General features: G+C 69.6%; 12 protein-coding genes. 7 read left to right on the forward strand and 5 right to left on the reverse strand.

Translation table 11 applies throughout. The features are described from left to right. Positions 1 to 2: 2 nt before the first annotated feature. The gene (locus DL991_RS22290; protein WP_125786286.1) at positions 3 to 485 is read right to left on the reverse strand and encodes a cation:proton antiporter regulatory subunit; all 483 of its coding nucleotides are present in this window, start codon (positions 483 to 485) and stop codon (positions 3 to 5) included. Positions 486 to 500: 15 nt separating this feature from the next. Continuing rightward, positions 501 to 893: a DUF4267 domain-containing protein gene (locus tag DL991_RS22295; protein ID WP_125786287.1), complete on the reverse strand. Its 393-nt coding sequence runs from the start codon at positions 891 to 893 to the stop codon at positions 501 to 503. Positions 894 to 984: 91 nt separating this feature from the next. Here DL991_RS22295 and DL991_RS22300 point away from each other — a divergent pair, with 91 nt between their 5' ends. The 7 genes from DL991_RS22300 (at position 985) to DL991_RS22330 (ending at position 11,239) form a co-directional block, all read left to right on the forward strand. Then, a complete protein-coding gene (locus tag DL991_RS22300) occupies positions 985 to 1,563 on the forward strand; it encodes a TetR/AcrR family transcriptional regulator (protein ID WP_125786288.1) in 579 nt (192 codons plus the stop codon). 92 nt (positions 1,564 to 1,655) lie between these two features. Then, complete coding sequence (gene cmk, locus DL991_RS22305) at positions 1,656 to 2,360, forward strand: (d)CMP kinase (protein ID WP_125786388.1); 705 nt, start codon at positions 1,656 to 1,658, stop codon at positions 2,358 to 2,360. Further along, positions 2,357 to 3,025: a 1-acyl-sn-glycerol-3-phosphate acyltransferase gene (locus DL991_RS22310; protein ID WP_125786289.1), complete on the forward strand. Its 669-nt coding sequence runs from the start codon at positions 2,357 to 2,359 to the stop codon at positions 3,023 to 3,025. The genes cmk and DL991_RS22310 overlap by 4 nt, the downstream gene beginning before the upstream one ends. Positions 3,026 to 3,029: 4 nt before the next feature. Further along, a complete protein-coding gene (der, locus tag DL991_RS22315; RefSeq protein ID WP_125786290.1) occupies positions 3,030 to 4,538 on the forward strand; it encodes a ribosome biogenesis GTPase Der in 1,509 nt (502 codons plus the stop codon). Between the two features lie 244 nt (positions 4,539 to 4,782). Beyond that, positions 4,783 to 8,685 carry a Pls/PosA family non-ribosomal peptide synthetase gene (locus DL991_RS22320; RefSeq protein WP_125786291.1) on the forward strand — a complete coding sequence of 1,301 codons (3,903 nt, stop codon included), beginning with the start codon at positions 4,783 to 4,785 and terminating at the stop codon, positions 8,683 to 8,685. A gap of 21 nt (positions 8,686 to 8,706) precedes the next feature. Continuing rightward, complete coding sequence (locus tag DL991_RS22325) at positions 8,707 to 10,113, forward strand: M1 family metallopeptidase (RefSeq protein WP_125786292.1); 1,407 nt, start codon at positions 8,707 to 8,709, stop codon at positions 10,111 to 10,113. A gap of 181 nt (positions 10,114 to 10,294) precedes the next feature. Continuing rightward, a complete protein-coding gene (locus DL991_RS22330; RefSeq protein ID WP_125786293.1) occupies positions 10,295 to 11,239 on the forward strand; it encodes a hypothetical protein in 945 nt (314 codons plus the stop codon). Between the two features lie 3 nt (positions 11,240 to 11,242). Here the strand turns inward: DL991_RS22330 and DL991_RS22335 are convergent, their stop codons facing one another. Genes DL991_RS22335 through DL991_RS22345 form a run of 3 tightly spaced genes read right to left on the reverse strand, consistent with a single transcriptional unit; the run spans position 11,243 to position 14,329 of the window. Then, the gene (locus tag DL991_RS22335) at positions 11,243 to 12,430 is read right to left on the reverse strand and encodes an acyltransferase domain-containing protein (RefSeq protein ID WP_125786294.1); all 1,188 of its coding nucleotides are present in this window, start codon (positions 12,428 to 12,430) and stop codon (positions 11,243 to 11,245) included. 18 nt (positions 12,431 to 12,448) lie between these two features. Continuing rightward, positions 12,449 to 14,065, reverse strand: a complete 1,617-nt coding sequence (locus DL991_RS22340; RefSeq protein WP_125786295.1) for a (2,3-dihydroxybenzoyl)adenylate synthase — start codon at positions 14,063 to 14,065, stop codon at positions 12,449 to 12,451. Positions 14,066 to 14,071: 6 nt separating this feature from the next. Then, positions 14,072 to 14,329: an acyl carrier protein gene (locus tag DL991_RS22345; RefSeq protein WP_125786296.1), complete on the reverse strand. Its 258-nt coding sequence runs from the start codon at positions 14,327 to 14,329 to the stop codon at positions 14,072 to 14,074. Positions 14,330 to 14,360: the final 31 nt, after the last annotated feature.

Below are 14,360 nucleotides of genomic sequence, written 5' to 3' on the forward strand. Positions count from 1 at the left end.
GATCAGCCGTACTTCAAGATCTTGACGGCGGCCTCGAGACCTTCGGAGGTGCCGACCGCGACGAGCACGTCGCCCGCGGTGAGATTGAAATCCGGAGTGGGGGAGGGGTGGACCTGCCCGGCCCGCATCACCGCGACGACCGAGACGCTCGTGCGGGTCCGCATGGCGGTGTCGCCCAGCGTCCGGCCGTCGAACGGCGACGACGCCTTGATCGGCAGCTGCTTGGTGTTGATGCCGGGCAGGTCCCGGTGCTCTTCGGTGAGCTGGGCGACCAGCTGGGGCGCGCCGAGCAGGTTCGCCAGCGCGCCGGCTTCGTCGGTGGTGAGCGGAAGTGAGGCCAGGCAGGCGTCGGGATCGTCCGTTTTGGACACGATCAGCTCGACATGTCCATCACGATGGGTCACCACGCCGACGCGGCGGCCGTTGCGGGTGGCGAAGTCCTTGCGGACGCCTATTCCGGGGAGCGGGGTCACTTCGACGTTCACGACGTCAACAGTAACTCACTGTCCGGTTCGCTTCGGTCGGATCAGGAACAGCGCCGAGATCACGACCATCAAGGCGCACGTCGCGCCGTGGATGCCGAGCGCGGCGCCCACGGAACCGTTGTGGGTCAACACGATCAGCATGTCGCCGAAGGGGATGAACGCCAGCGCGAGCATGGCCCAGCCCAGCGCGCGGGCGTTCCGGAACAGGAGCAGCGCGAGCACCACGAGCGCCGTGCCGATGTCGCGGACCCCCTTGACCGCGAGGATCGGATCACCCTCGGATGGCATCACCGGCAGTCCGAAACCGCCCGTCTGGGTTTGCGGGAAGAACACGTATCCGCTCCCGAAGTAGAGGACGAAGAGCACGAGGGCGGCGGACAGGATGTAAGCGATCTTGGTTCTGGTCATGATCTCCGACTCCAGAAGCTAGCAGTGCTAGGAACATCGCAGACGTTAGCTCTAGCGCCGCTAGCTTGTCTAGCGATGCTAGGATATTCGTATGGTCACGAACCCCCGGCGCGAGCGGGACCGCTCACAGCGCGAACAGCTGATCGTCACCACCGCCCGCGAGATCGCCGAAGAAGAAGGCTGGGACGCGGTCACGACCCGGCGGCTGGCGGCGAAGATCGAGTACAGCCAGCCAGTCCTCTACAGCCACTTCTCCGGCAAGGGGGCGATCATGGCGGCCGCGGCTCTCGAGGGCTGCACCGAAATGGCCGCCCATATGCGGAAGGGGGCCGGTGCGGCGGAGGACTCGCGTGGCGCGCTGCGGAGGCTGGCCGGGAACTACTTCGACTTCGCCGACCGCAAACCCGCGCTCTACGACGCGATCTTCACCCTTGCCAGTGAACTGGACTTCGCCAGTCCGGACAGCCCCGAGCCGTTGAAGGACGCGTTCGGCGCCCTGCTCGAAATCGTGGGCCCGGTGGCGGGCGATTACGACCCCGGCCTCTACACCGAGACGTTCTGGGCCGCCCTGCACGGCCTCGTCACCCTCGAGCGCAGCCGACGGCTCCCGGCGGCCGCGCGCGCGGAACGGATCGGCATGCTCGTCGACCGGTTCGCCGTGGGCGGCTGAGGCGTGTCGCGCGCCACCAGGCAGAATGGTCGTCGATCAGGTGAGCGACGAATGAGCTGAGGAGAGTTTCGGTGACGGGAGCCCTGCGTGGTGTGGTCGCGATGGACGGCCCGTCCGGAACCGGGAAATCCACGGTTTCGCGGAAGCTCGCGACGAAACTCGGTGCCGGCTACCTCGACACGGGCGCGATGTACCGCGTGGTCACCCTCGCCGTCCTGCGTGCCGGGGTCGACCCGGCCGACACGGACGCGGTTGCCGACGTCGCCCGGAAGGCCGAACTCGGCATCGGGACCAGCCCTGACGACGCGACGGTGGCGCTCGCGGGTGAAAACGTCGCCGCCGAGATCCGCGGTGCGGACGTCACCACGGCGGTGTCGCCGGTTTCGGCCGTCCCCGCGGTCCGCGAACTGCTCGTCGCCCGGCAGCGCGAGATCATCGCCGAGGTGCTCGGCCGCGTCGGCGGCATCGTTGTCGAAGGCCGCGACATCGGCACCGTCGTCTCACCCGACGCTCCGCTCAAGATCTTCCTCACCGCTTCGGCCGAGGTCCGCGCCGCACGCCGCAGCGCGCAGGATTCCGCCGCCGGCCGCGAATCCACGCACGACGTCGCGAAGGCGGCGGTGGAACGGCGTGACCGCCTGGACTCCACTCGGGCGGCTTCGCCCCTGCGCGCGGCCGAAGACGCCGTCGAGGTGGACACCTCGGCGCTCAACATCGACCAGGTGATCGTCGCGCTGGCGGAACTGGCGCTGCACCGCGGTCTCCTCGAAGGCTGCCCCGCCGAGGCCGCCAGGTGAGCGCGAAGGGACTGCCCGAAGGCGCGAGCGACCCGTTTCACACCTTCGGCCGGGGGATCTCGAAGTTCATCGTCCGGCCCGCGTTCCGGGTCCGGGTCCACGGTGCCGAGCGGGTACCGGCGTCCGGGCCGGTGGTGTTCATGGCCAACCACAGCTCGATGGCGGAACCGGCGCTGCTGTTCGGAATGTTCTCGCGGCGCACCGCGTTCCTGGTCAAGGCGGAACTCTTCAAGGGTTTCGTCGGCTGGTTCTTCCCGAAACTGGGCCAGATCCCGGTGAAACGGGGTGCGGTGGACCGCAAACCGCTGATGATGGCGGTCAAGGTGCTCGAGGACGGCGGTGCGGTGGGGATCTTCCCCGAAGGCACCCGCGGCCTCGGTGACGCCGAAAACTTCGAGCGCGGCGTGGCCTTCCTGGTCCGCGCCGGGAACGCGACCGTGGTTCCGGTCGCCACTCGGGGGACGTACAAACCCGCCGGCGCCAAGAGGCGTTGGCGGCCACGCGTCGACATCATGGTCGGCGAACCTTTCACTCCCGCGATCGGGAAGGGAAGGACAGGGCTGGAGGAGGGAACCGAGCGGCTTCGCCTCGCGCTCGCGGACCTCGTGAAGGCACTGGACGAATGGCGCTTGGAGCACGGGCTCCAAGACACGCGACAGGATTGAGTAGATGACTGGATTTGACTCCGCCTCCGCGGGGGGAAGTACATCGGCCGGCCTGGACGGCGTCGGTGAGACCGACGGCTCCTGGTCCGACGAATCCGAATTCACCGCGCTCGACGCGCAGATCGCCGCGGGCGAGGCCGAGGAGGAGGCGCAGCTCGCGCAGCCGGTCCTCGCCGTCGTCGGCAGGCCGAACGTGGGCAAGTCGACCCTGGTGAACCGCATCCTCGGCCGCCGGGAGGCGGTCGTGCAGGACGTCCCCGGCGTGACCAGGGACCGCGTCGCCTACGACGCTTTCTGGGCGGGCCGCCGGTTCACCCTCGTCGACACGGGCGGCTGGGAGCCGGACGCGACCGGGTTGCAGGCCTCCGTCGCCGCGCAGGCCGAGATGGCGATGGCCACCGCCGACGCGGTGCTCCTGGTCATCGACGCCAGTGTCGGCGCGACGGCCACCGATGAAGCCGTCTCCAAGGTGCTTCGCCGTTCGAAGAAGCCGGTGCTCCTCGCCGCCAACAAGGTGGACGACGACCGCTTGCTCGCCGACACCGCTTCGCTGTGGTCGCTCGGCCTCGGCGAGCCGTACCCGGTCAGCGCGCTGCACGGCCGCAGCTCGGGCGACCTGCTCGACGCCGTCGTCAAGGCGCTGCCGTCGATGCCGCGTGACGGCGACCGCGCCACCACCGGCCCGCGCCGCGTCGCGCTGGTCGGCAAGCCGAACGTGGGCAAATCCAGCCTGCTGAACAAGCTCTCCGGCGAGGAGCGGTCCGTCGTGGACTCGGTCGCCGGTACCACCGTCGACCCGGTCGACTCGCTGGTCGAACTGGACGGCGAGACCTGGCGGTTCGTCGACACGGCGGGCCTGCGCAAACGGGTCAACTCGGCCAACGGCGCCGAGTACTACGCGTCGCTGCGGACCAAGACCGCGATCGACGCGGCCGAGGTCGCGATCGTGCTGCTGGACGCCGCCGAACCGCTTTCGGAGCAGGACCTGCGGGTGCTGACCATGGTCGTCGAGGCAGGCCGCGCCTGCGTGCTCGCCTTCAACAAGTGGGACCTCGTCGACGAGGACCGCCGCCACGCCATGGTCCGCGAACTGGACCGCGGCCTGGTGCGGGTGCCGTGGGCGGACAAGGTCAACATCTCCGCGCTCACCGGTCGGTCCGTGCGCAAGCTCGCGCCCGCGCTGCGGACCGCGCTGAAGTCCTGGGACCAGCGGGTTCCCACCGGTCAGCTGAACGGCTGGCTGGCCGAGCTCATCGCCGCGACCCCGCCGCCGGTGCGCGGCGGCAAGCAGCCGAAGGTGCTGTTCGCGACCCAGGCGGGCATCCGGCCGCCGACGCTGGTCCTGTTCACCACCGGCTTCCTCGAGGCGGGCTACCGGCGATTCATCGAACGGAAGTTCCGTGAGCGTTTCGGATTCGAAGGCACCCCCGTCCGGGTGAATATTCGAGTGCGGGAAAAGAAGCAAAGGCCCAAGGTCGGCGGAAAAGCGGCCGGTAAACCGAAGACCCGCTGATTTCTCACGATGTAGGTGAATATTTCACTGGGTGGACACGCCGATGACCTCGGGTTTCGGCGTGTCCACCGGTGAGGTTCGACACTCTGCCGAGACCCTCCCGAGATATGTCGTCCACCTGCGGTAAAGTCAATGGTCTGCTAGCGGGCGCCTCATTCGGAGAGCGAGCCCGAATGACGCACTTCGCGAAAGGTGTGATGGGCTTGAGCGCCCATGGTTCTTTCTTGCCCGTGGTGACCGCCTGATGACGCTGACCGCCGATTCCCGGCCGATCGCCTGCGTCGCCGATGTCACCGTCGCCCCGTCCGCCACGCCGATCGCCGACCGTGCCCTCTTCTGGTCCGGCCTCGGTGCCGGCGAGCGCACCCTGATCGACATCCTCGCCGAGACCGCCGCCCGCCACCCCAACGCGGGCGCGATCGACGACGGCGAGACCACGCTGTCCTACCGCAAGCTCGTCGAGGAGATCGACGACTACGGCCGCAAGCTGACCGCCAACGGTGTCGGCGTCGGTGACCGTGTCGGCGTCCGGATCTCCTCCGGCACCGCGGAGTTGTACGTCGCGATCCTCGCCATCCTGTCCGTCGGCGCCGCCTATGTGCCGGTCGACGCGGACGACCCGGACGAGCGCGCCGAGCTGGTCTTCGGTGAGGCCGACGTCGCCGCCGTCGTCAGCGATGGCGGCGCGATCACCGTCGTCGGCTCACCCGGTGGCGTCGAAGGCGGCCCCGCGCCGACCGACGACGCCTGGATCATCTTCACCTCCGGTTCGACCGGTAAGCCGAAGGGTGTCGCCGTCTCGCACGCGTCCGCCGCGGCGTTCGTCGACGCCGAGGCTCAGCTCTTCCTCGCCGAAGAGCCGATCGGCCCCGGCGACCGCGTGCTCGCCGGTCTGTCCGTCGCGTTCGACGCGTCGTGCGAAGAGATGTGGCTCGCCTGGCGTCACGGCGCGTGCCTGGTCCCGGCGCCGCGTTCGCTCGTGCGGACCGGTGTCGACCTCGGCCCGTGGCTGGTCGCGCAGGGCATCACCGTCGTCTCGACCGTGCCGACGCTGGCCGCGCTGTGGCCCGCCGACGCGCTCGAAGACGTCCGCCTGCTGATCTTCGGCGGCGAAGCCTGCCCGCCGGAACTGGCCGAACGCGTCGCCGTCGAAGGCCGCGAAGTCTGGAACACCTACGGCCCGACAGAGGCCACCGTCGTCGCCTGCGCCGCGCAGATGACCGGCGAGGGCCCGGTCCGCATCGGCCTGCCGCTCGCCGGCTGGCAGCTCGCCGTCGTCAACGAGGCTGGCGAGCCCGTCGCGATGGGGGAGACCGGCGAGCTGGTCATCGGCGGCGTCGGCCTGGCCCGCTACCTCGACCCGGAGAAAGACGCCGAGAAGTTCGCGCCGCTGCCCTCGCTGGGCTGGCGCCGCGCGTACCGCAGCGGTGACATGGTCCGCGCCGAAGCCGAGGGACTGCTGTTCCTCGGACGGCTCGACGAGCAGGTCAAACTCGGCGGCCGCCGGATCGAACTCGGCGAGGTCGACGCCGCGCTCCAGGCGCTGCCCGGAGTGCAGGGCGCCGCGGCCGCGGTCCGCCGTACCAAGGCCGGCAACCAGGTTCTGGTCGGGTACGTCGTGCCCGCCGGAGGGACGAAGTTCGACCACGACGAGGCCGCGACCCGGCTGCGCGAGCAGCTGCCCGCGGCCCTCGTCCCGCTGCTGGCGCTGGTCGAAGACCTGCCGACGCGTACCTCCGGCAAGGTCGACCGCAACGCGCTGCCCTGGCCGCTGTCCACTGTGGACGCCGCCAAATCCGGGCTGTCCCCGACGGAGAGCTGGCTCGCCGAAGGCTGGGCCGAGATCCTCGGTGTCTCGGTCGACAACCCGAAGGCCGACTTCTTCACCAACGGCGGTGGAAGCCTGACGGCCGCGCAGCTGATCGCGCGGATCCGCACCCGGCATCCGCAGGTGTCGGTGAACGACATCTACGCCAATCCGAAGCTCGGCGCGCTGGCCACGTTGCTGGACGCGCTGAGCGGCGAGAAGACCGAACGCCGTGACATCGCGCCGACCCCGCGCAAGGCCGGGATCATCCAGTCGCTGCTGATGATCCCGCTGATGGGACTGGTCGGCCTGCGCTGGACCACGATCGCCGCAACCCTGTCGAACGTGCTGTCACTGGCCGGTTTCGCTTGGGCGCCGACGCTGAACTGGGCGTGGATCGCCGTCGCGTGGATCGCGCTGTTCAGCCCCGCGGGCCGCATCGCGATCTCGGCGACCGGCGCGCGGCTGCTGCTGCGCGGCGTCCGCCCCGGCAGCTACCCGCGCGGCGGGAGTGTCCACTTGCGACTGTGGACGGCCGAAAAGCTCGCCGAGTTCAGCGGTGCGGACAGTGTCGCCGGCGCTTCCTGGATGACGACGTACGCCAAGGCACTCGGCGCGCGGATCGCCAAGGACGTCGACCTGCATTCGCCGCCGCCGGTCACCGGCATGCTGAAACTCGGCCGCGGTGCCGCCATCGAACCCGAGGTCGACCTGACCGGGCACTGGGTGGACGGCGATCTCGTGCACATCGGCAAGATCCGGATCGGCGCCGACGCGCGGATCGGCGCGCGCAGCACGCTGTTCCCCGGCGCGCGGATCGGCAAGGGCGCGGAGATCGCGGCCGGGTCGACCGTGCGCGGCAACGTGCCCGCCGGACAGCGCTGGGCCGGTGCGCCCGCGGCGCGTGCCGCCAAGGATTCGCTCAAGTGGCCGCCGAGCCGCCCGCCGCGGTCGCGGTTCTGGTCTTCGGTCTACGGCGCGACCTCGGTCGCGTTGGGGCTCCTGCCCGCTGTCGCCGCCCTGCCCGCTGTCGCGGTGCTGGGTTACGCGATCGCCGATGCCCCTTCGCTGGGCGCCGCACTGGGCCAGGCGCTGCTGTTCACACCGCTCGCGACCATCGCGTACTTCCTGAGCTACGCCTTGCTCGTGCTCGTCGCCGTCCGCTCGCTGAGCATCGGCATGGTCGAGGGTTACCACCCCGTGCACGGCCGCGTCGCGTGGCAGGTGTGGGCGACCGAACGGCTGATGGGCATGGCGCGTGAGGGGCTGTTCCCCTTGTACGCCAGCCTGTTCACCCCGGTGTGGCTCCGGATGCTCGGGGCGAAGGTCGGCCGCAACGTCGAGGCGTCCACCGTCCTAGCGCTGCCGAAGATGACCCAGGTGGACAGTGGCGCGTTCCTGGCGGACGACACCATGGTCGCCACCTACGAACTCGGCCACGGCTGGCTGCACGTCGCGCCCGCCCGGATCGGCAAGCAGGCGTTCCTCGGTAACTCGGGGATGGCCGCGCCCGGTCGTTCGGTGCCCAAACGCGGTCTGGTCGGCGTGCTGTCGTCGGCCCCGCTCAAGGCGAAGAAGGGCTCCTCGTACCTCGGGATGCCGCCGCTGCCGGTCCGCCGGTCGGTCGGCGCGGCGGACACGAGCCGCACGTACACGCCGCCGCTGCGGCTGAAGGCGGCGCGTGCGCTCGTCGAACTGTGCCGCATCGTGCCGGTGATGTGCGGTGTCGCGCTGACCGTGCTGGTGGCCGCCGGGATCTTCGCGCTGGCGTCGTCGTATGGCTTCCTGGTCGCGCTGCTGCTCGGCGGGCCGCTGCTGCTCGCCGCCGGTGCCGTCGCCGCGCTGACAGCCACCGCGATGAAGTGGCTGCTCGTCGGCCGGTTCCGCGCCGTCGACCATCCCTTGTGGAGCTCGTTCGTCTGGCGCAACGAGCTCGCCGACACCTTCGTCGAGGCGCTCGCCGTGCCGTGGCTGATCGGTTCCCTCGGCGGCACGCCGCTGCTTCCGGCGTGGCTGCGGACCATGGGCGTCAAGATCGGCCGCGGTGTGTGGCTCGAGACGTACTGGCTGCCCGAATCGGACCTCGTGAGCCTGGGCGACGGCGCGACGATCAACCGCGGTTGTGTCGTGCAGACGCACCTTTTCCACGACCGGATCATGACGATGTCGCCGGTGACCCTGGACGAGGGAGCGACGCTCGGGCCACACGGTATCGTGCTGCCTGGTGCGAGCATCGGCGCGCGGACGACCGTCGGACCGGGCTCTCTGGTGACCCGGGGCGACGAGGTTCCCGCCGACTCGCGCTGGCTGGGCAATCCCATCTCGGCCTGGACGAAGTAGGGAAGCGGGGTTCGTTCGCGGGTGATTTCGAAGGCCTCCGCGCAGCCATCGCCCGGCTCGGACACCTCCGGTGACTCCTATCTGCCCCGGCACGGCAACGGCGGTTACCGTGTCCGGCACTACGATCTGGAGCTGGACTACAAGATCGGTCCCAACCGGCTGTCGGCCTCCGCGGCCATCACCGCGGAGGCGACGCAGGCGCTGTCGCGGCTCACACTCGACTTCGGCGAGTTCCGGATCAACCGCGTGCTGGTCAACGGGAAACCGGCCAAGTACACGCGGCGTGCGCACAAGCTGCACGTGAAGCCCGCGAAGTCGTTAGCGGCCGGAAGCGAGTTCCGGGCCGAGATTCATTACGTCGGCAACCCGCGGCCGCTTCCCGGGCTGTGGGGCGACATCGGCTGGGACGAACTGACCGACGGGTCGATCGTCGCAAGCCAGCCGGTCGGGGCGCCGTCGTGGTTCCCGTGCAACGACCATCCCTCCGACAAGGCGACCTATCGCGTCGCGCTGACGACGTCGTCGCCGTATCTCGTGGCCGTCACCGGGAACCTGGTGGCGCGACACGAGCGCGCGAGCACCACGAAGTGGGTCTTCGAACGGCCCGAGCCGACGGCGACGTACCTGATGAGCGTCCAAATAGGACGGTACGACGACGTCGAACTCGTCTCCGGCCCCCAGCCCGGCTGGTTCTCGCAACCCTCCGTCGAGGCGTTCCGGATCAACCTCGACGGCGGCACCGTGGTCACCTCGGTCCCGCAACGGGCCGCCGTGCCGCCGCGCCTGCGCCGGGCCTTCTCGCGCGATTTCGGGCGGCAGGGCCGGATCATGGACTCGCTGCAACGACTGTTCGGGCCGTATCCCTTCGGCGAGTACGTCATCGTCGTCACCGACGACGACCTCGACGACCCGATCGAGGCACAGGGCATGTCGATCTTCGGCGCCAACCACGTCGACGGACGGCGCACCCACGAACGGCTCGTCGTGCACGAACTGGCGCACCAGTGGTTCGGCAACAGCCTGACCGTCGCCGACTGGCGGCACATCTGGCTGAACGAAGGTTTCGCGACCTACGCGGAATGGCTCTGGTCCGAGGAAGCCGGCGAGCAGAGCGCGCACGAGTGGGCGAAGACCTGGCACGCGCGCATGAAGGCGAAACCCGCCGATCTGCGTCTCTCCGACCCCGGCGTGGCGCGGATGTTCGACGAGCGGGTGTACAAACGCGGCGGACTTCTGTTGCACGCCTTGCGTTGCACCGTCGGCGACGCGGTGTTCTTCCCGATGGTGAAGGCCTGGGCGATGGAGAACCGGCACGGTCTGGTGACCACGGCAGCTTTTGTGGCACTTGCTGAACGCTTCGCTGGTCGGTCGCTGGCTTCTTTCTTCGACGCTTGGCTGGACGCTCCGGCGCTGCCTCCGCTTCCCTGACGCTCTCGCTCGCTCCGCTCCCACTTCGGTGCGCCCAATGTGGCATTGGGGACACTCAGCGTCCCCAATGCCACATTGGGCGCAGGGCTGAGTTATCCACAGTGGGGCTGATGTGGCGAGTTGTCCACAGGGTGCGACATCGGTGCTGGTGTGACTGCTCCGAGCCGTCGAGGATCTTGTGGTGCGATCCGGCGAATGGGCTCGCGATCACGAGGCCCTTTACAAGTTGAGCCGCGACGGGGTGATCACCGTCGCGAGACTCGTGGAGTTCGGCGTCTCGAAGAGGACGTGCTACCGGCGTTGTCAGCCGGGCGGACGGTGGCAGCGGTTGCTGCCCGGAGTGGTGCTACTCGGTTCTGGACGGCCGACTCGGCGGCAGGCGGTCGAAGGCGCCCTTGTCTACGGTGGGCCGGAAGCGATCGTCACCGGTATCCAGGCCTGCCACCTCCAGGGCTTGCGAGAGCCGAAAGGCGACATCGGACAGGTCCACCTTCTGGTGCCTTCGTCTTGCCAGGTCAGCAGCGCGGAATACGTGATCGTGGAGCGGACCACGCGTATGCCCCGGCCGGTCGTCGCGAAGGGTGTGCTCGTGGCCCCGCTTGTCCGGGCGGTTCTCGATCAATGCCGCCGCTTCACCACGCGCGATCCGGTCCGCGCTTTGCTGACCGAAGCCGTTCAGCGAGGTCGACTGAATCCCCGGGCCCTCACCAGGGAACTCGAAGCGGGCAGCGACCGTGGCAGCGCGTTGCCTCGCGAAGTGCTGCGCGACGTCCTGCGAGGAGCGCGATCGGTGGCCGAGGTCGACGCGATGGCGGTCTGGCGGCGGACAGGGCTCCCGGAGCCGTTGTGGAACCACGAATTGAGGGACATCGGCGGCCGCTACCTCGGGACCCCCGATGGCTACTTCAAGAAGGTCCGGCTCGTTTGGGAGATCGACTCGTACGACTTCCACTTCGCGAAGGAGGACTACGCCAAGACTTTGGACAGAAACGCCAGGTACGCCGCGGCGGGGATCGCCGTACTGCAGACCCTGCCCAGCCGTCTTCGGTCGGAGCCCGAGGAGGTCGCCAAAGAGCTTCGAGCGGCGTACTGGGCTGCCGAGACCCATCTGCGGCGTGCGGCGTGAACCCTAGAGCCGCACCGGAGCGCCGGCGCAGTGCAGAGCCCCGACCTGCGTCCGGAAACGCAGCAGCGCGTCACCTCCCCGGCGGATGCTGGACAGCACCGCCACCTTCCCGACGCCCGCGTTCTCCCGCAGTGCGTGGGCGAGCAGCGGGTGGGGTGAGATCTCGACGAAGGCGAGGTGCCCGTCGTCGAGGGCCGCCCGCACGGCGGCGCTGAAACGGACGGGACGGCGCAGGTTCGCGGTCCAGTAGGCGGCGTCGAAGGCGGCGGCGGATCTCGGGTCGGGGAGGACGGTGGAGTAGACGGGAACGCGTGCGGGTCTGGGGCGCAGGGCGGACAGTCCGGTGCTCAGGTCGGCCAGGATCGGTTCGACCTGCGGTGAATGCGACGCGACCTCGACCGGGACGAGTTTCGCCATCAGGTCTCTCGCGGCCCAGCGGTCCACCAGGGTTTGCACCCGGTCCCGTCCGCCGGCGACGACGGTCGAGGTCGGGCCCGAGTGCGCGGCGACGGTCACTTCGGGTACGTCGGCGAGTTCGGTTTCGACCGTGTCCCATGGCAGGGCGACCATCGCCATCGCGCCGGTGCCCGAGACGCGCCGCATCAGCCGGGAGCGGCGGCAGATCACGGCCACGCCGTCCTCCGTGGACAGTGCGCCCGCGACCACCGCCGCGGCCGTCTCGCCCATGGAGTGGCCGATCACGGCGGCCGGTTCGGCACCGTGGGCACGCCAGGCCGCCGCCAGTCCGAGCTGCATGGCGAACAGCGACGGCTGGACCTGTTCGATGCCTTCCGCTGACCCGGAAAGCGCGTCGTGCAAGGAAAAACCGGCTTCATCCGCGATCAGCTGCGCCAGGTGATCGATCTCCTCGGCGAAGGCGGGTTCGCCGTCGAGCAGTGCCTTGCCCATCCCGGTCCACTGTGAACCGTGGCCCGAGAACACCCAGACCGCGTTCTCGGCCGTGACCGCCTCGCCGACGGCGGCGCCACTGGCGGGTTCTCCGGCGGCGACCGCGCGAAGGCGGCCGGTCACCGAGTCCCGGTCCTCTCCCACGACGACGGCACGCCACGCGCCGTGCCGCCGTCCGGCGAGTTCGGCGGCGAGGGCGGGCAGCGGATCGGCCCGGTCCGCGAGTGTGGCGGCTTCGGCCGCCAGCTGCTCGGGCGACTCGGCCGAGAACGGGAAGAACATCGTTTCCTCCAACCGAAATCAGCCGAGGTACCGGCGGGCGAGGGCCTTCTTGTCGATTTTGCCGACCGCGGTCGACGGCAGTTCGTCGACGACCGCGACCCGGTCCGGGACCTTGTACGCGGCGACACCGCGGTCACGGAAGAAGGCCTGGAGTGTGCTCGTGGACGGCGGTTCGCCCGAGCAGACCAGGAACGCCACCGATCGCTCGCCGAGCACGGTGTCCGCTTCGGGCAGCAAGGCCGCGGACAATACTCCCGGGCAGGCCAGCAGATGGCCTTCGACCTCGGTCGCGTCGATTTTCTGCCCGCCGCGGTTGATCTGGTCCTTCGCCCGGCCGACGACGTTGAGGTGACCGGTCGGGAGCCGCTGGACCAGGTCGCCGGTGCGGTAGAAACCGTCCGCGGTGAAGGCCCGCGCGTTGTGCTCGGCCGCGCGGAAGTAGCCGCGCAGCGTGTACGGCCCGCGGGTGAGCAGTTCGCCGGTCTCGCCGGGACCGACCTCGGCATCGTCCGGGCCGACCACGCGGACCTCGTCGTCCGCGGAGATCGGCCTGCCCTGCGTGGTGTGCACGAGCTCGTCCGGATCGTCGAGCCTGGTCAGGCACAACAACCCCTCGGCCATGCCGAACACCTGTTGCAGACGGCAGTCGAAGGTCTTGGTGACCGCGGCCGCCAGGTCGTCGGCGAGCCGGGCGCTGCCGACCTGGAGGATACGAAGGCTCGACAGATCCGTGTCACCGTGTTCGAACTCCGCGAGCCAGTGCGGCACCAGCGGTGGGTTGATGGCCGCGATCGTGACGCCCTCGCGTGCGATCAGATCGAACGACGTCCGCGCACCAGGCGAGGGAGCGAGCACGACCCGCCCGCCCGCCTGGAGGACACCGAGCATCCCCGGGCAGCTCATCGTGTAGTTGAACGCGATGGGCAGCACGGCGAGGTACACCGAATCCTCGGTCAGCTCGCAGAGGTCCGCGGCCCGCCGGGAGTTGTAGGCGAAGTCGTCGTGCGTCCGCGGCACCAGCTTCGGCATACCCGTGGTGCCGCCGGAGAGCAGGAGAAGGGCGAGGTCGCTCGCCCGCGGCGGGTCGACGGGGTCGGGTCCGGGTTCGTTGTCGAGCAGATCCGACAGCGCGAGGAAGCCCTCGTGCCCGCCAGGGTCCCCGGCGACGATCACGTGCCGGATGCCGGCGTCGGCACGGACGCGGGCGGCGAGTTCGCGGTAGTCGAACCGGGCGTGCCGGTCCGGGATGACGTACGCGACGGCCTCGGCCATCGCCGCCAGATGCGCGATCTCGTTGCGGCGATGGGCGGGCATCGCGTGGATCGGCACGATCCCGAGCCGCGTCAGCGCGAACCACAGCAGCACGAACTCGGCACGGTTCGGCAGTTGCACGATCACCTTGTCGCCGCGTTTCAGCCCGAGTCCGGTGAGCCCGGTCGTCAGGCGCCGTACGGCGGTGTCGAGCGCGGCGTAGGTCCACCGGCGGTCGCCGTCCACCAACGCGACCCGGTCGGCGTACCGGACCGCCCAGCCGGAGAGTTGTTCACCGAAGGTCACGCCCTGCCAGTGGCCGACGGCGCGGTACCGGCGGACGTCCTCGTCCGGCCACCCCGGCCAGTCCCCGTTCTGTGCCATCCCCGCTCAGCCCTTCTGCCCGGCGAGGACCAGCTGATGGATTTCGTCGAGCGTCTCCACCTCGCTGATCGCCGCGTCGCCCACCCGGATGCCGTAGCGCTGCAGGATCCGCGCCGCGACTTCGAGCAGCAGCAGCGAATCGACACCGAGGTCTTCGACGAGGTTCGCCTCGTCGGTCACCTCCGCGGACTCGACCTCCAGCACGCGGGCCACCAGTGTCCGCAGGTCTTCCAGTTCCGGCTCGATCAGCTTGTTCCCGGTCATGAAGGCCCCTTCTTTCGTCTCTGTTCCCCGA

Source organism: Amycolatopsis sp. WAC 01375 (genome assembly GCF_003947325.1).
GTDB lineage: Bacteria > Actinomycetota > Actinomycetes > Mycobacteriales > Pseudonocardiaceae > Amycolatopsis.

Excerpts from the sequence above, each read along its gene's own strand:
- DL991_RS22295 (WP_125786287.1), bottom strand. The coding sequence starts at position 893 with ATGACCAGAACCAAGATCGCTTACATCCTGTCCGCCGCCCTCGTGCTC.
- DL991_RS22300 (WP_125786288.1), top strand. The coding sequence starts at position 985 with ATGGTCACGAACCCCCGGCGCGAGCGGGACCGCTCACAGCGCGAACAG.
- der (WP_125786290.1), top strand. The coding sequence starts at position 3,030 with ATGACTGGATTTGACTCCGCCTCCGCGGGGGGAAGTACATCGGCCGGC.
- DL991_RS22320 (WP_125786291.1), top strand. The coding sequence starts at position 4,783 with ATGACGCTGACCGCCGATTCCCGGCCGATCGCCTGCGTCGCCGATGTC.
- DL991_RS22335 (WP_125786294.1), bottom strand. The coding sequence starts at position 12,430 with ATGTTCTTCCCGTTCTCGGCCGAGTCGCCCGAGCAGCTGGCGGCCGAA.
- DL991_RS22340 (WP_125786295.1), bottom strand. The coding sequence starts at position 14,065 with ATGGCACAGAACGGGGACTGGCCGGGGTGGCCGGACGAGGACGTCCGC.
- DL991_RS22345 (WP_125786296.1), bottom strand. The coding sequence starts at position 14,329 with ATGACCGGGAACAAGCTGATCGAGCCGGAACTGGAAGACCTGCGGACA.